This window comes from Pseudomonas sp. NPDC085632 (genome assembly GCF_044541255.1).
GTDB lineage: Bacteria > Pseudomonadota > Gammaproteobacteria > Pseudomonadales > Pseudomonadaceae > Aquipseudomonas.
Genome location: NZ_JBITSX010000036.1, coordinates 30,426 through 46,541, shown reverse-complemented (window position 1 = coordinate 46,541; position 16,116 = coordinate 30,426). Strand labels below are relative to the sequence as shown.

General features: G+C 60.2%; 15 protein-coding genes, 1 pseudogene and 1 riboswitch. Of the genes and pseudogenes, 7 read left to right on the top strand and 9 right to left on the bottom strand.

Annotation, left to right across the window (positions count from 1 at the left end):
* Window positions 1-158 precede the first annotated feature (158 nt).
* From ACIF4X_RS20600 to ACIF4X_RS20585, 4 genes are all read right to left on the bottom strand, one after another.
* Window positions 159-1,523: a DUF1329 domain-containing protein gene (locus ACIF4X_RS20600; RefSeq protein WP_397483520.1), complete on the bottom strand. Its 1,365-nt coding sequence runs from the start codon at window positions 1,521-1,523 to the stop codon at window positions 159-161.
* 27 nt (window positions 1,524-1,550) lie between these two features.
* On the bottom strand, window positions 1,551-3,440 hold the full coding sequence (locus ACIF4X_RS20595; RefSeq protein WP_397483519.1) for a DUF1302 domain-containing protein: 1,890 nt from the start codon (window positions 3,438-3,440) through the stop codon (window positions 1,551-1,553).
* 337 nt (window positions 3,441-3,777) lie between these two features.
* The gene (locus ACIF4X_RS20590; RefSeq protein ID WP_397483518.1) at window positions 3,778-5,460 is read right to left on the bottom strand and encodes a fatty acid--CoA ligase; all 1,683 of its coding nucleotides are present in this window, start codon (window positions 5,458-5,460) and stop codon (window positions 3,778-3,780) included.
* Between the two features lie 146 nt (window positions 5,461-5,606).
* Window positions 5,607-6,791, bottom strand: coding sequence for an MFS transporter (locus tag ACIF4X_RS20585; protein ID WP_397483517.1), 1,185 nt, complete (start codon window positions 6,789-6,791; stop codon window positions 5,607-5,609).
* A gap of 85 nt (window positions 6,792-6,876) precedes the next feature.
* Here ACIF4X_RS20585 and ACIF4X_RS20580 point away from each other — a divergent pair, with 85 nt between their 5' ends.
* Window positions 6,877-7,641, top strand: a complete 765-nt coding sequence (locus ACIF4X_RS20580) for an AraC family transcriptional regulator (RefSeq protein WP_397483528.1) — start codon at window positions 6,877-6,879, stop codon at window positions 7,639-7,641.
* Window positions 7,642-7,760: 119 nt separating this feature from the next.
* On the opposite strand, the gene ACIF4X_RS20575 is transcribed toward ACIF4X_RS20580, so the two are convergent.
* Entirely contained in the window at window positions 7,761-8,390 is a 630-nt protein-coding gene (locus ACIF4X_RS20575; RefSeq protein WP_397483516.1) for a LysE family translocator, read from the bottom strand.
* A 91-nt stretch (window positions 8,391-8,481) separates the two neighbouring features.
* On the opposite strand from ACIF4X_RS20575, the gene ACIF4X_RS20570 reads away from it, so the two are divergent.
* The 3 genes from ACIF4X_RS20570 to ACIF4X_RS20560 all read left to right on the top strand — a co-directional run bounded on the left by ACIF4X_RS20570 (window position 8,482) and on the right by ACIF4X_RS20560 (window position 11,314).
* Window positions 8,482-9,447 (top strand): 2-hydroxyacid dehydrogenase, encoded by a 966-nt coding sequence (locus tag ACIF4X_RS20570; protein WP_397483515.1) that lies wholly within the window; start codon window positions 8,482-8,484, stop codon window positions 9,445-9,447.
* A 32-nt stretch (window positions 9,448-9,479) separates the two neighbouring features.
* Entirely contained in the window at window positions 9,480-10,478 is a 999-nt protein-coding gene (locus ACIF4X_RS20565) for a methyltransferase (protein ID WP_397483514.1), read from the top strand.
* A gap of 40 nt (window positions 10,479-10,518) precedes the next feature.
* Window positions 10,519-10,641, top strand: a riboswitch (yybP-ykoY riboswitch).
* A gap of 88 nt (window positions 10,642-10,729) precedes the next feature.
* Complete coding sequence (locus ACIF4X_RS20560) at window positions 10,730-11,314, top strand: TMEM165/GDT1 family protein (RefSeq protein WP_007912813.1); 585 nt, start codon at window positions 10,730-10,732, stop codon at window positions 11,312-11,314.
* A gap of 137 nt (window positions 11,315-11,451) precedes the next feature.
* Here the strand turns inward: ACIF4X_RS20560 and ACIF4X_RS20555 are convergent, their stop codons facing one another.
* Complete coding sequence (locus ACIF4X_RS20555; protein ID WP_158836139.1) at window positions 11,452-12,270, bottom strand: M48 family metallopeptidase; 819 nt, start codon at window positions 12,268-12,270, stop codon at window positions 11,452-11,454.
* Window positions 12,271-12,472: 202 nt separating this feature from the next.
* On the opposite strand from ACIF4X_RS20555, the pseudogene ACIF4X_RS20550 reads away from it, so the two are divergent.
* A pseudogene (locus ACIF4X_RS20550) lies at window positions 12,473-13,819 on the top strand (HAMP domain-containing protein); the annotation flags it as partial.
* A gap of 12 nt (window positions 13,820-13,831) precedes the next feature.
* Window positions 13,832-14,674, top strand: coding sequence for a methyl-accepting chemotaxis protein (locus ACIF4X_RS20545; RefSeq protein WP_397483527.1), 843 nt, complete (start codon window positions 13,832-13,834; stop codon window positions 14,672-14,674).
* Between the two features lie 99 nt (window positions 14,675-14,773).
* Here the strand turns inward: ACIF4X_RS20545 and ACIF4X_RS20540 are convergent, their stop codons facing one another.
* From ACIF4X_RS20540 to ACIF4X_RS20530, 3 genes are read right to left on the bottom strand one after another with little or no spacing between them, the layout of a single operon-like run.
* On the bottom strand, window positions 14,774-15,397 hold the full coding sequence (locus ACIF4X_RS20540) for an SOS response-associated peptidase (RefSeq protein ID WP_397483513.1): 624 nt from the start codon (window positions 15,395-15,397) through the stop codon (window positions 14,774-14,776).
* Between the two features lie 36 nt (window positions 15,398-15,433).
* Window positions 15,434-15,694, bottom strand: a complete 261-nt coding sequence (locus ACIF4X_RS20535) for a putative signal transducing protein (RefSeq protein WP_025109321.1) — start codon at window positions 15,692-15,694, stop codon at window positions 15,434-15,436.
* Between the two features lie 9 nt (window positions 15,695-15,703).
* Window positions 15,704-15,886, bottom strand: a complete 183-nt coding sequence (locus ACIF4X_RS20530) for a CPXCG motif-containing cysteine-rich protein (RefSeq protein ID WP_397483512.1) — start codon at window positions 15,884-15,886, stop codon at window positions 15,704-15,706.
* Window positions 15,887-16,028: 142 nt separating this feature from the next.
* Between ACIF4X_RS20530 and ACIF4X_RS20525 the strand changes: the two genes are divergently transcribed.
* Window positions 16,029-16,116 (top strand): hypothetical protein (locus ACIF4X_RS20525; RefSeq protein WP_397483526.1); only part of this gene is annotated, 88 nt, incomplete at its 3' end.

Below are 16,116 nucleotides of genomic sequence, written 5' to 3'. Positions count from 1 at the left end.
TCCTGTAGGAGCTGCCGGAGGCTGCGATCTTTTGATCTCGCATTTGCCGCTGAAAAGTCAAAAGATCGCAGCCTTCGGCAGCTCCTACAAAAGCCAAAAAAAACGCCCCGAACCAGTCGGGGCGTTTTCACGAGGATGCGGCCTCGGGTTACAGCGGGTTAGCGAACGCCATCCTGACGCAGGGCGGCCGGGGTGAAGTCGCTGGTGGTGGCGGTGAAACCGAAGTCATACGCCTGCTTCTCTTCGTTCTTCATGCCCAGTGCCAGATAGCGGCCGGACTGCAGGTCGTAGAGGGTTTCCAGGGCATACCACGGCACTTGCTTGTCGTAGTAGTTCTCGGCATGCGCCTCGGCCACACGCCACAGTTGGCCACGACCGTCGTAGTGGTCGATCACCGCTGCCTGCCAGGTGTCCTCGTCGATGTAGAAGTCACGCTTGGCGTAGATGTGACGCTGACCTTCCTTCAGTGTCGCAACCACATGCCAGACGCGGCGCAGCTCGTAACGCGCCAGATCCTGGTTGATGTGGCCGGCCTTGATGATGTCGGCGTACTTCAGCTTCGGATCGTCGAGCTTGTAGCTGTCGGAGGCGATGTACATCTCTTTCTTGCCTTCGAGCTTCCAGTCGTAGCGATCCGGCGCACCGTTGAACATGTCGAGGTTGTCGGAGGTACGCAGGCCATCTGCAGCAGTACCCGGGCCGTCGTAGGACACTTGTGGCGCACGGCGCACACGGCGCTGACCGGCGTTGTAGACCCACGCCGAACGTGGCTCTTTAACCTGGTCGAGGGTTTCGTGCACCAGCAGCACACCACCGGCCAGACGCGCCGGCGCGGTCACTTTCTGCTTGAAGTAGAACAGGATGTTGCCCGGGTTTTTCGGGTCGTAGTCCTTCATCTTGTCGCGGAACACGAACTGATCCTGGAAGTACACCAGGCTGTACGAGCCGTTCGGTTGCGGCGTCGCCTGGGTCACCAGACGGGTCACGCTGCCGCCGCGATAGCGGGTGATGTGGTTCCAGATGACTTCCACACCGCTTTTCGGAATCGGGAACGGCACTGCCGTATCGAAGTTTTCCAGACCGTTGCCGCCGGACACCAGATTGGTGGTGGTGGCGTTTTTCTTGATGGCGGCGAACACGTCATCCGGCACGGTTGCGCCACGGTGGGACGGGTAAACCGGCATCTTGAAAGTGTCCGGGTAACGCTTGAACATCGCGTATTGGCCCGGCGCCAGTTTGTCCTTGTACTTGTCGACATCCTTGGCGGTGATGGTGAACAGCGGTTGTTCACTGGCGTAAGGGTTGGACAGGAAGCCACGCGCATCGACGCTGCCGGCATTCTTCGCCAGCGGCTTCCACGCCGGGATCGAATTGTCGGCGTTGCCGGCCATTTCGGCGCCCATCGGGGTCAGGCTTTTACCCAGTTTATCCGCTTCGGCAGCGGGAACCGCCGCCATGACACCGGTCACCAGCAGCGACAGGCCCAGAACACCGGCGTGGAACAGACTCTTTGTTATTTTCATATGTGTGTTCGTCCTGAAATGCAGTGCTTAGAAGTTCACGCCGAAGCTGAGCGCAACGAAATCGCGGTCATCCACAGTGGTGTACTTGCCGTCGAAGAAGTTGGTGTAGGCCAGGCTCGCGGTGTAGGTGTTCTGGTATTCGGCATCAACGCCCAGGCTGACCGCTTTGCGACCTTCCTCGAAGTTGCCGCCAGGGCCTGGCGAGTAACCGCTGACATCATGCGACCAGGCCACGTTCGGCTTGAGGTTCACCCCGGCGAAGACATCGTTGTATTCCCAGATGGCGCGACCGCGGTAACCCCACGACATCGATGTGGTGAAGCCGTCGTTGTCGCAATTGCGGCTGCGGTTGTTCTGCGGCGAACCCGGCCCGGCACCATTGATGGTGCTGGCGTTGAGGATGTTGGCGCAGGTATTGACACCGCCAGTGGCCGGCAACTCACCCGGGCCATACACCGGATCGCGGCCATAACGCTTGTCGGAACGGCTTTCCAGCCCGCCGACGTAGGTCGCGCCGACTTCGCCGACGAGGGTCAGACGGCTGGCGCCCATGACCTGATCGAAGAAGTGCGTGAACGTTGTCTGGATCTGGGTGATTTCCTTGCGCTCGTAACCATGCAGGTCCTGACCCGGCACGCCATTGAGGATCGAAGCGTTGGTCAGGGCGCCGCCGATCGGACGCACGCCGGCGAACAGGATATCGGTGGAGTTCAGTTGCACCGGTGCGTTCGGACGGTAGCTGATCTCACCGCTCCACGCCGTACCGGTAGGCAGGGTGGTGGAGAAGCTCAGACCGTAGAGGCGAATGTCTTCAGGGTATTCAATGAAGTAATTGGAGTTGCCCGCGACCAACAGGGGTGCGAGTGCGGCAAACGGCCCCGGCAGCGCGCGCGCGGTGTTGTAGACCGATTGCGGTGCACCGGTGGCGCTGAAGATCGGCGCACGGCTGTGGTAGTTCATGAAGTAGGCGCCGAACTCAGTGTCGAGCGGCTCGTACATGTACTTGAAGGACGCGCCCCACTGACCGCTGTCACGGGCATCGCGGTCCGGACCACGGCGCACCAGAACGCCTTCTTCGTTGACGTTGACACCGTTGGCGGCCAATGGCCCCAAAGCGATGGCCGGGATTTGCGAACGCTTGTTCAGCACGCGCAGGTTGTCGTTGCAACCGTCGGCCACGATGTCCGGCTGTGAGAAGAACGTGCCGCAGTTATCGACGACAGTCTGGTCCCACTCCAGTTGGTAGAACGCTTCGGCCGAGAGGTTTTCGGTCAGGCTCTGGGACACGTAGAACATGTTGACCGGGATCAGGCCTTCCTTGATCTCGGCGCCCGGACGACGGAACGCGGAAACGTCGATCGGGTTGATCGAGTTGATGCCGCCGCCAATGAAGGTACTTTCACCCCAGCTCACCACCTGCTTGCCCAGACGCACGGAACCCGGCTGATCGGCAATCGCGTAGTTGTGGTAGACGAAGGCGTCGAGGATCTGCCCGCCGGCCGATTTGGCGCCCTCTTTGCGACCCGAATCGCTGATGTCCTTGAACTCGCGGCTTTCATCTTTGAGTTCGAAGTCGTACCAGTACTTGCCACGGACGAACACGCCGGTGTCGCCGTATTTCAGTTCAAGGTCATGAATGCCCTTGAAGATCTTCGAAAAGGTTTCACCGCTCTTGAAGTTGGCGTGACCGTCATCGGAGGTCTGCGACAGGCCGTGGCCGCCGTTGTTGACGCCGATGAGGTTCTTGTTCGGGTTCTGAGTAGACCAACTGGCACCGATCGACAGGGACGAGTCGAACTGGCCCTCGATTTCACCGACGTTGAAACTGACGCCGAATGCGGGCCCGGCGAGCGAAGAGGCAAGACTGACCGCCAGAGGCAGTTTCGCCCGGCGCCAGAACTGGTTTACTGAGGTCATCGACGCTACTCCATGTGCATTATTGTTATGGCAGTGAGTACTTTTAAAAACGCCTGAAGGACCGGGTGTCAGAGACAGCCCGAAGTCACTCCAAAAATGCATCGCCCCGTTTTGTGCGTTTGCCCCGTTCTTAAAAATCCTTGAGCGGACTATAGCCAGCAGGTGGTACTGCTTGATCCCTCTAAAGTGTGATTTGCAGCTGCCGGCCACTCTGGAACAGTCCTTTCGCCAGTCCGACAGATGTCGGCACGGCAAGGATGGCCTAATTTTTCGATTTCACAAGCCAAGCGCTTGCTTGGTGGGTCTGGCGCGCCGTTTTCGGCGCGCCAGCAGACACTTAAAGTGTCGAGAGGAAGGTGCTGTTGTTGGCCTGCCATTCGGTGATGTCAAGGCGGATGCGCTTCTTGTCGAGCTTGCCGACGCTGGTCTTGGGAATTTCGGTAACAAGGGCGATCTGACTCGGAATCGCCCACTTGCTCAGGTGGCCCAATTCCACGAACGGCTTGAGGTGTTCCTTGAGCTCGCGCGCCCCGATCACGTGCCCTTCGCGGATCACCAGCAAGGCAAACGGACGCTCGCCCCACTGCGGATCGGCGATGCCCACCACTGCTACTTCGCGTACCGCGACGTGACGGCTGATCAGGTCTTCGAGGTCCAGCGAAGAGATCCACTCGCCACCGGTCTTGATCACATCCTTGATGCGGTCACGGATGTCGATCACGCCCATGCTGTCGAGCGTGGCGACGTCGCCAGTGTGTAGCCAGCCGCCGGCCCAGAGCTCGGCGCCCTTCTGCGGTTCGTTGAAATAGCCCTCGGTAAGCCACGGCGCGCGCAGCACCAGCTCGCCCTGGGTCTCACCGTCGGCCGGGAGGAAATTGCCGTCACCGTCGACGATCGCCGCGTCCACCAGCGGCCCCGGCACACCGGCCTTGATCCGGTAGGTGGTGCGTTCGTCCTCAGTGCCAGCCATCAGTTCGTCGTTGAGGTGCGCGCAGGAAACCAATGGCCCGGTTTCCGACATGCCGTACGCAGCGGTGAGCTGTATGCCCCGAGCCTTGGCGGTTTCGTACAGAGTGCGGTTGAGTGCGCTGCCGCCGATGACGATTTTCCAGCCGCCGAAATCAGTGCCCTGCGCCCCTTTTGCATTAAGCAGCATCTGCAGGATGGTCGGCACGCAGTGGGAGAAGGTGACCTTCTCTTTGCGCCACAACTCCACGAGAAACTCCGGATCGTAACGCCCCGGATAAACCTGCTTGAGCCCGAGCATGGTCGCCACATAAGGCAAACCCCAGGCGTGAACGTGGAACATCGGCGTGATCGGCATGTACACATCGTTGGTGCCGAGCAGGCGCACGCTGTCGATGGAGCCCATGATCGTCGACACGCCCATGGTGTGCAGCACCAGTTGCCGATGGGTGAAATACACGCCTTTCGGGTTGCCGGTGGTGCCAGTGGTGTAGAACGTGGTGGCGACCGAGTTTTCGTCGAAGTCCTGGAAGTCGTACTGCGCGCTTGCGGCGGCCAGCAGTTGCTCGTACTCACCAACCAGATTCGGCAGCTCGGCGGTCTTCTCCGGCAGGTCGGTCAGCAGCAGGGTTTTCTCGACCGTGGTCAGGTGTGGTGCGATCGCCTGGTACAGCCCGACGAACTCGCTGTTGACCAGCACAAAGCGGTCCTCGGCGTGGTTCATGGTGTAGAGGATCTGCTCCGGCGACAGGCGTACGTTGATCGTGTGGATCACCGCGCCAATCATCGGAATCGCAAACATGCATTCCAGGTAACGATGGCTGTCCCAGTCCATCACCGCCACGGTGTCACCGGCCTTCACACCGGCCGCCGTCAGCACGTTGGCCAGCCGCGCAACGCGCTCGATCAGGGTCGGGTAGCTGTAGCGGATCTGGTCACGGTAGATGATCTCGCGGGTTTTCTCGTAACGGGCGCCGGACATCAGCAGCCGTTTGATCAGCAATGGATACTGGTAGGCCCCATCGGCCGGGGGAATGACGCGAGTCTGCAACATAAGAATCCCTTTTCTGACTGCACGGTATTGGCGTAGAGATCGGTACTCTAGAACCCTTATACGCCAGCCAAATCAGCCAAAGGAATGATTTGCAAAGCCGTACAAATGCTAGCTTTGCGCCAGCATTTGCCGGTTTTCATCATCGGTCAGGCGGTTTGTCCCACAGCCTCTTCAGAAGGCGTGCGTGGGAAAACCACCGCCGCGAGGAACGTCAAAGCGCCAAAACCCGCAAGAATCAAATAAAGGCCTACAAAACCATGGCGCGGTTCGACATAGGAAATCAGCGGAATCGCCGTCGCACTGGCGCCAAACGATAAACAGTAACGCAGGGCGAAGACCCGTGATTGCCACTGCGGTGCGACGAAGTTGGCGACCATCGCATCGTTCACGGTGACCTGACCAAACACGACGAACATGAACGCTGCACCGAGGGCGATCACGGCCCATCCATCAGCGTAGGCCAGCGCAAATAACAGCGGTGCCTGGCACAACGTCAACATTACAAACGGCCATTTCAGGCTGAACCGGTGCAGCACCCGGCCAATACTCAACTGCGCGACCGCGCCGAAGGCATACGCCAGACTGACCACCACGCCAAGGGTTTGCGGCGAGGCGAACAACTCATGCAAGCGCTCCTGAAACAGTTTTGGATAGGTCATGGTGGTGGCGTTGAACACCACGCCGCCAGTGGCCGTGGCCAGCGCCAGCACGCCGAACACCATGACCATCGAAATGCGCTGGCCGGCGGCACCTTCGAGCGGCATGTGCGGGCGCTTCGGAATGGGTTCTTCACGCACCTGCAAGGCGAAGCCAAAACCCAGCATGATCGCCACCGCGCCGGGTAACAGAAACGCCGAACGCCAACCGAATTGCGCCACCAGCAGGCCGGTGATCAGCGCCGAAAACGCCACGCCAAGATTGCCCCACATGCCGTTGATGCCGATTTCGCGGCCACGGTTCTGCGCATAGGCAACCAGCATCGCTGTGCCAACCGGGTGATAAATCGCCGCAAAAATGCCGATCAGGGTCAGGCCGATCACCAACATCGTCGGACTGTTGCTCAGGCCGGTGAAGATCGCCGAGGCGCCGATACCGAAGAAAAACACCAGCATCATCTGCCGCCGACTCCAGTGATCGCCGAGCCAACCGGCGGGTAGCGAGCAGGCACCGAAGGCAATAAATCCACCCAGTGACAGGCCGATCAGCGCGGCATAGTCGAGACCAAAGGCCTGGGTCATGCCGAGCACGGCGGCGGGAAAAATCAGCATGAACATGTGATCGATCACATGCGCGGCGTTGATGTAGCGGATGACGTTTCTCGATTGATTCATGGCTGCACGCTTTACGTTGTTGTGTGCCGCTTATGCTAAGTTGGCGAAAAAGCGCATTCCTGCCAAACAAGTCATCGAATCCGACATGTTGATCAGCCACTTCGAACACGGCCCGGTGAGCGCCTATCCCCGGGATTATCTGGACGGCGCGCACCAGCCGTTGCATCTGCATCGCGAGGCGCAGTTGTTGTATGCCATCAGCGGAATCATGCGCGTGGTCACCGAACGCGGGGCGTGGGTGATTCCGCCGAGCCGCGCGGTGTGGATTCCGCCAGAGGTGGCGCACGAGATTTTCATGAGTGGCGATGTGCAAATGCGCTCGCTGTTCATCGCTCCCGAGCTGTCGCCGGCCGCCCTGCAGCAATGCTGTGTACTGGCGGTGACGCCGTTGTTGCGCGAGCTGATCCTGCGCGCGGTACAAGGGCCGCCGCACGCCGACAATCCGTTGATCCAGCAACTGATGCTCGAAGAACTCGCCAGTCTGGAAAACCTGCCGCTGCACATTCCGATGCCCACTGACCGGCGCCTGCAAAACATCTGTCTGGCGCTGCTGCACACGCCCGATCACCCCAATACCCTGGAAGACTGGGCGCAGCAGGTTGGCGCCAGCTCACGCACGCTGGCGCGGCTGTTTCAGCAACAATTGCAGATGAGTTTCAACGCCTGGCGCCAGCAACTGCGCCTGATGGAAGCCCTGCCACGCCTGCTCGCCGGGGACAGCGTGCAGCGTGTGGCGCGGGATCTGGGTTACGGCAGCGCGCGGGCGTTCAGCGCGATGTTTCGCCGTTTGCTTGGCGAGAATCCCCGGGACTACCTGAACACCCTGAGCAAGCTCAGCGAACTCGTGTAGGAACTCCCCCTGTGGGAGCGAGCTTGCTCGCGAAAGCAATCTTTCAGTCACCTGAGATATCGACTGACTCGACGCCTTCGCGAGCAAGCTCGCTCCCACAGGTTGTTCACGGTGCTTTCTCAATGCATCTCGGTGAACGCGATTTTCACGCCGAGAGCAATCAGCACCGCGCCCATGGTGCGGTCAAACCAGTGGCCCATGCGGGCGAAACCGGCACGCACCCGTTGCTGGCTGAACAGCATCGCCACCAGGCAGAACCAGAAGGCGGTCGCAACGGCCAGGTAAACCCCGTAACCCGCCTGCACCGCCAGCGGTGTGTGCGGGTTGATCACCACGGTAAACAACGACAGGAAGAACAGCGTGGCTTTCGGATTCAGACCATTGGTCACGAAGCCCGAGGTGAATGCGCCGCGAGCGGTGCGCACACCGGCCTCTTTGTGCAGATCATCGGCCACGACTTTCGCCGGTTGCGCCCGCAGTGCCTTGAAGCCGATGTACAGCAAGTAAGCGGCAGCTGCCCATTTCAACGCGTTGAACAGCACGATCGACTGCGACACGATCAGGCCGATGCCGAGCAGCGAATAACCGACATGCAGAAAAATCGCCGAACCCACGCCCAGCGCGGTCCAGGTGCCGGCGCGGCGACCGTGGGTCACGCTCTCGCGCACCACCACGGCAAAGTCCGGGCCGGGGCTGGCGACGGCCAGCAAGTGGATCAGTGCAACGGTCAAGAACTCGGTCCAGTACATGGGGGCTCCTTTCGGCCAGGCGTATCAATTTGTTTCATCTGGTAGGCTCGGCAGATTACGCCCAACGCTCTCAGCACAAAAGGTACAGTTGATGACGAACACGCGCCGCGCGGTATTCCTTGATCACCCTTCGCTGGATCTCGGCGACCTCGACCTCAGTCCGTTGCGCGAGTGTTTCAGCGATCTGCAGCTGTTCGCCCAGACCTTGCCCGGGCAAGTCGCTGAACGCCTGCAAGGCGCCACCGTGGCGATCAGCAACAAGATCCTGATCGACGCCGCCGCGATGGCCGCCAACCCCGATCTGAAACTGATCCTGATCACCGCCACCGGCACCAACAACGTCGACCTTGCTGCCGCCCGCGCCCACGGCATCACCGTGTGCAACTGCCAGGGTTACGGTACGCCGTCGGTGGCGCAGCACACGATCATGCTGTTGCTCAACCTCGCCACCCGCCTGGCCGATTACCAACAAGCGGTGGGCGAAGGTCGCTGGCAGCAGGCGAAACAGTTCTGTTTGCTCGACTACCCGATTGTCGAGCTGGAAGGCAAAACCCTCGGCCTGCTCGGTCATGGCGAACTCGGCGGTGCTGTGGCGCGACTGGCCGAAGCCTTCGGCATGCGCGTATTGCTCGGGCAGATTCCCGGGCGCCCTGCTCGCCCGGATCGTCTGCCGCTGGATCAACTGTTGCCACAAATCGACGCCCTCACTCTGCATTGCCCGCTCAACGAACACACTCGCCATTTCATCGGTGCTCGCGAACTGGCGTCGATGAAGCCCGGCGCCTTCGTGGTCAACACCGCGCGTGGCGGCCTGATCGACGAGCAGGCGCTGGCCGATGCCTTGCGCAACGGTCACCTTGGCGGCGCCGCCACTGATGTGTTGAGTGTCGAGCCACCGACTCAAGGCAATCCGCTGCTGGCCGCCGACATTCCGCGCCTGATCGTCACCCCGCACAACGCTTGGGGCAGTGTTGAAGCGCGGCAACGCATCGTTGGCCAATTGACCGAAAACGCTCAGGCGTTCTTCAGCGGTAAGGCGCTGCGGGTCGTCAGTTGATAAACTGCGGCACTTTTTTTTGAGGAGCAGTTATGGATCCGCGCAGTGAAGTACTGCTTCGTCAGCCCGAGTGGTTTCAAGGTTCGTTGCTGTTGGCCGGTTTGCCTGCGGACGATTTGCTCGGGCGCTTGCCCAACGCGTTCGGCTGGTGCTGGCATGCTGGCGATCAAGCCGCGCTGGACGCCCGTTTCGAAGGTCGCAGCCATTTCGGCGTGAACGTTCCCGTGCGCGAGTTCGACAGCGCCGTGGTGTTCCTGCCCAAGTCCAAGGACCTGACCGATTACATTCTCAATGCCGTGGCGTCGCGTCTGGCCGGTCGTGAAGTGTTTCTGGTCGGCGAGAAACGCAGCGGTATCGAAGGCGCGTCCAAGCAGCTCAACCCGTTCGGCAAGCCGCGCAAGCTCGACAGCGCGCGTCACTGCCAACTCTGGCAAGTGACCGTGGCCAACGCTCCTGAAGCGAAATCCCTGGAAAGTCTGGCGCAGACCTATGAACTGCCACTGGCAGAAGGCCCCTTGAAAGTCATCAGCCTGCCGGGCGTGTTCAGCCACGGTCGCCTTGATCGCGGCAGCGCCCTGCTGCTGGAGCATCTCGACAAACTGCCGAGCGGCCACTTGCTCGACTTCGGTTGCGGCGCGGGTGTATTGGGGGCTGCGGTGAAACGTCGCTACCCACACAATCAGGTCACGTTGCTGGATGTGGATGCGTTCGCCGCCGCCAGCAGCCGCCTGACCCTGGCGGCCAATGGTCTGGAAGCCGAAGTGCTCACCGGTGACGGCATCGATGCTGCACCGATGGGTTTGAGCGCGATTCTGAGCAACCCGCCGTTTCATGTCGGCGTGCACACCGACTATTTCGCTACCGAGAACTTGCTGCGAAAAGCAGCGAAACATCTGAAAAACGGCGGCGAACTGCGCTTGGTGGCGAACAGTTTCCTGAAGTATCAACCGCTGATCGAAGAGCATCTGGGCGTGTGCGCGATCAAGGCTGAAGGCAATGGTTTCCGGATTTACCGGGCCAAGCGCGGCTGAAATTTTGTTCTTGCCCAAACGGATTTGCCTAGGCAGAATCCGCTCCGTCCTAGGGGAGTAGTCTCCCACGAGCACCAAGCTCGTCCGGCATACGTCAACATACTTGATCCTCAGATCATGGCGTATGCGACCCAAGCGTCCGCAGCAGACGGATCGCAGGGTTTGACAAGACCTATGACACGCACACCTTACCCGGGGCGGGAAGGCTGTACGTGTCATAGCCGTGTCGACCCGCCCCTTAGGAAATCCTGATGCTGGACTCGTTACTCGTTCCCACCGCAATCGTTGCCTTGGCCGAAATCGGCGACAAGACGCAACTGCTCGCGCTGATTCTCGCCGCTCGCTTCCGCAAACCCTGGCCGATCATTGCCGGTATTGTCGCCGCGACCCTGGCCAACCACGCAGCAGCCGGTGCGGTCGGCGCCTGGTTCGGCAGTTTCTTCTCGAATGCGACGCTGCACTGGATTCTCGCCGCAAGCTTTACGGCCACGGCGCTGTGGACGCTGGTTCCGGACAAAATGGATGACGATGAAACCAGCACCGCGCGCAAGTTCGGGCCGTTCCTGACCACGCTGATTGCGTTCTTCCTGGCTGAAATGGGTGACAAGACTCAGGTCGCGACGGTGATGCTCGCGGCGCAATACCCGGATCTGTGGCTGGTAATTATCGGGACCACTGCGGGCATGTTGATTGCCAACGTGCCGGTGGTTCTGGCGGGTAATTTTGCTGCGGACAAATTGCCGCTGACCTTGATCCGTCGCCTCGCGGCATCGGCGTTCATGATTCTGGCCATCGTCGCGGTGTACAAGGCGATGCAGAGCAGTGGCTGGGTGTGACGGCGTAAGTCGATAGACCGCGTCAGCGTTCTTCGTCGGAACGCCGCCCGGAGACAGGCTCGCTCCCACAATGGAATGCATTTCAAAGTGGGAGCGAGCCTGCTCGCGAAGGGGCCATCAGCCTCGCTGCAAAACCATCAGGATTTCGGGGCCTGTTCGTACAGCGGCATAACCTTCGGAATCGCCGCCTGCAGCGAGGCGATCCGGCTGGCCGAGGCCGGGTGGGTACTCATGAATTCCGGCGGCGAGCCCTCCGAAGCCTTGCTCATCTTGTTCCACAACGTGATCGCGGCATTCGGGTTGTAGCCGGCGCGTGCGGCCAGTTCCAGGCCGATCAGGTCGGCTTCGTTTTCGTTGGCGCGGCTGTTCGGCAGGGTCATGCCGTAATTGGCCACGGTGTCGGCCAGCGCCAGACTGTCCTGACCCAGACCGAGCAACGCACCCGCGCCCTGCTTGGCCATTTCAATCCCGTAAGCCTTCGACATTGCTTCACGACCGTGCTCGCGCAGGGCGTGGGCAATCTCATGGCCCATCACTGCGGCGATTTCATCGTCAGTCAACTTCAGGCTGTCGATCAGCCCGGTGTAGAAAATGATCTTGCCGCCCGGCCCGCAGTTGGCGTTGAGTTCGTCGCTCTTGATCAGATTGACTTCCCACTGCCATTGCGCCGCATCCGGACGGAAGTTCGGTGCCTGAGCGATCAGGCGGTTGGCAATCGCCTGAACCCGCTTGGCCTCGGGACTGGTCTTGTCCAGCACACCTTTGCTGGAGGCCTCGCCAACGGTCTTCTGATACGACTGGGCATACATCTGGTCGACCTCTTGCGAGGACAGCATGCTGAACATGTACTGCTTGCGCTCCACACCCACGGCACCGCCGCTGGTGGTGTTGACCGACTGACAACCGGCCAGCAACAACGCTGCGCTCAGTGCACTTACAACCAATGTCTTGTTCATTCAAAAGCTCCCTGAAAACCTGCGCGTATCCTAGGCGGGTAATTGTATCGACGCCAGATACAACGGACGTGATGCAACGACTTTCAGACGTTTCCCACCAGAGCTGTCGTAAAAAATTCACAGCGACTGCCAAGCCCCGTGCAACTGCGTCGCGCACAGATCCATTTGCGACATCGGCTTTCAATTGCACCGGCTCGCACTCATGGCCCCATGCCGATTGCCGATACATCAGCGCAGACGTCCTTTTGCGTGCGGAGCTCCCATGAAGTTCAAGTCGATCCAGTTTTCCGTCGCCGCCCTGGCCGGCGCCATCGTGCTCAGCGTGGTCGCCGCGCTGGTGCTGTATGCGCTGTTCTCCGGTGCGCGCACGCAAGACATGGTGCAACAGCGCACCCAGGCGCAGTTCGAGCAAGTCATCGAACAGCGCCTGACTTCGCTGGCGCAAACCCAGGTCAGCCAGATCCAGCGCGAACTCGAAGCGCCGCTGCTGATCGCCGGCGGACTGGTGCGGGTCAACGCCCTGCTCGGTACGCCGGGCGCCGATGGCCAGCCGCGCCTGACCGTCAGCCGCGAACAACTGATCAGCCTGATCAAAGAGAACGTCGAAAAGAACCCGAAAATTCTCGGCACTTACATCGGCTGGGAAAAGAACGCACTGGACCACAATGACGCGGCCTACGTCGGCACCAGCGTTGTGGGCATCGATGCCGGCAACGGGCGCTTCCTGCCGTGGTGGTTCCGCAACGACGACGGCAGCCTCGGCCTCGACAAACTGGTCGACGTCGACGACCAGAAGACGCTGTCCACCGGCGTGCGCGCCAGCGAGTACTACTTGTGCTCGAAAGAGAGCAAAAAAGCCTGTGTGATCGATCCGGCGCCATACAAGGTCGGCGACAAGATCGTCATGCTCGCCTCCTTCATCGAACCGATCATGCTCAACGGCGCCTTCCAGGGCATCGTCGGCGCCGACCTGTCGGTGAACTTCATTCAGGAAATGCTCCTCGGCGCCAACCAGAAGTTGTACAGCGGCGCCGGGCAAATGGCCCTCATCGGCGGCAATGGCCGGATCGTCGCCTACACCAAAGACCCGAGCAAATTCGGCGAAAAAGTCAGCGATATCCTCGACGCCGAGCAGACCGCCAACATGGCCAATCTCAAACGCGGCGAAGTGACTTACTCGGTCAACAAGGACAAGGGCCGCATCGAGCTGTACTTGCCGTTCGGCATCGGTCAGACCGACGCGCGCTGGACGTTGATGTTGCAACTGCCGCTCAACGCGGTGATGGCTGATCTGCAAAAACTGCAGGCCGACCTCGATGCGCAACGCAAGTCCGACACGTTCGGCATGGCCATGGTTGGCCTGATCATCGCCGGCATTGGCTTGCTGGTGATCTGGCTGGTCGGCCACGGCATCGCCCGACCGCTGAAGCAAATGGTCGCGATGCTCAATGACATTGCTCAGGGTGAAGGTGATCTGACCCGACGCTTGAGCAGTGATCGCAGCGATGAGTTGGGCTCGATCGCCAAGGGCTTCAACACCTTTTTGGCCAAATTGCAGGCGATGATCACGCAAGTGGTGACGTCGGTGCAGAGCGTCAGCGATTCTTCGGAGCACACCGCTGACATCGCGATTCGCACCAACATCGGTATCCAGAAACAAATGGCCGAGATCGATCAGGTCGCCACGGCAGTGCAGGAAATGACCGCCACCGCCCAGGACGTTGCACGCAATGCAACGCAAGCGGCACAAGCAGCCAGCCATGCCGATCAGGCGGCGAGTCAGGGTATGCAGATCGTTCGCGACACCTCGAACTCGATTGGCGTGCTGGCGCTGGAAATCGGCAAGGCTGTAGATGTGGTGCAGACGCTGGCCAAGGACAGCGAGAACATCAACGCTATTCTCACCGCCATTCGCGGCATCGCCGAGCAGACCAACCTGTTGGCCCTGAACGCGGCAATTGAAGCGGCGCGCGCCGGTGAGCAGGGTCGCGGTTTTGCGGTGGTGGCAGATGAAGTGCGCAACCTGGCGCAAAAAACTCAGAAGGCCACCGAAGAAATCCAGACGATGATCCAGCAACTGCAACAGGGCACCCGCGATGTCGTGCGGGTCATGGAAGACAGCCAGAACCGCACCGACGAAAGCGTGCAGCACGCGGCGAAAGCGGCTGATGCACTGGAAACGATTACCCGGGCGGTTTCAGTGATCAACGACATGAACACGCAGATTGCCAGCGCGGCGGAAGAGCAGAGCGCGGTGGCTGACGACATCAACCGCAACGTGATCAACATTGGTCAGGTGGCGAATGAAGTGGCGGGTGGTGCGGATGAGTCGAGTTCGGCGAGTGCGGATCTGACCAAACTGGCTGAGCAGCAGCGGCGGTTGATCAATCAGTTCAAGGTTTAAGGGCAAGATCAAAAGATCGCAGCCTTCGGCAGCTCCTACATAGATATGTGCGTTTCCCTGTAGGAGCTGCCGAAGGCTGCGATCTTTTCGCTTTTCAAATTAGCCCGGAGTCAGACACTCCGGCCCATTAAGCTTCGGATCATTGATCAGATTCGCCAACACCCGCTCACGCAATGCGACCGGTTCACTGGCGAGCAAACCCTGCAACACATGCAACGGCGTCTCCGGATCGAGCCAGGCCGCCTGCCCTGCTTCATCAAGAATCAACGGTCGGCGCTGACTCGACGCCGGTTGAGTAATCACCGCCGTGCTCAACCACACCTGTTCCTGCACCGGATACGCCTCCCAGATCGCCGCGAAAAACAGCGAAGCGCCCTCCCCCGGCGTCAGCCAGTACGGCCGTTTGCGCTGCGTTCCGCGCCATTCGTAGAAACCATTCGCTGGCAGCAGGCAGCGACGCTGGCGCAGTGCCTCACGAAACATCGGTTGTTCCGCCACGGTTTCCGCCCGTGCATGCGCCGGCGTCTTCGACAAATCGGTCAGCCACGGCGGCGTCAGACCCCAACGGGCGCGGGCCAAGGTGCGCTCACCGTCTTCTCCGGCACGCAGCATCAACACCGAATCATTGGGGGAAATGTTCCACTGCGCCTGCTGATCGGCGGGAAAACCTGGCAGGGCCGCAAAATCGCGGTTCCAGCGAAACAGGGCATAACGTCCACACATGGGGCAACACGACTCTGAAGTAAAACGAAGCTCAGCCTAACAGACCAGCGTCCCGGGGAAGCTCTCCGGTTCATCGCCGGGCAGCGGCAGCGCGGCATTGTACGCGGTGATCAGCTCGCGGGCGTATTCGGCCTGATCGTTATCCACCGACAGCCCGAGCAGGCCGAAGATCGGCAACTCCCCGGTGCCGCCAAGCAAATCGCGGCCCACCAGATGCGCTTCGATGCCCTCGCTGGCGAGCATGCCCTTGAGCATTTCGCCTTCCATCAGGTTTTCCGGCTCGTAGATTCGCTGCATGGGCGTGCCTCACTCGTTTTCGCTGAAGACTTCCAGAAACCAATCCTCTTCGTGTACCTGCAAGACGAACGTGATGGGCCGGCAACACACCTGACAATCTTCGATATAGGTCTGATCGCCACCGGACAGGTCCACTGACGTCTCGACCGTTTCCCCACAATAAGGACATTCGTACTCAGCGGTTTCCAGCATCGCGGTCTCCCAAGTGACTTGTGCGTATAATCGCCGGTCTATTTGCAGGGCTATTTTTGTCTGGCTACTTTTTCAGACCGTGCCCCGCGGGTTTTCGATCAAAACCTTTACTTACCCTAGCCGTTTCCAACAAGAGAGCATGATGGGCGAATTCGATGCCATACGACCTTACGACCACAGCGAAGTACCTGTGGAACTCTCAATACAGCTCTCCTACAAGTCCTGTCTAG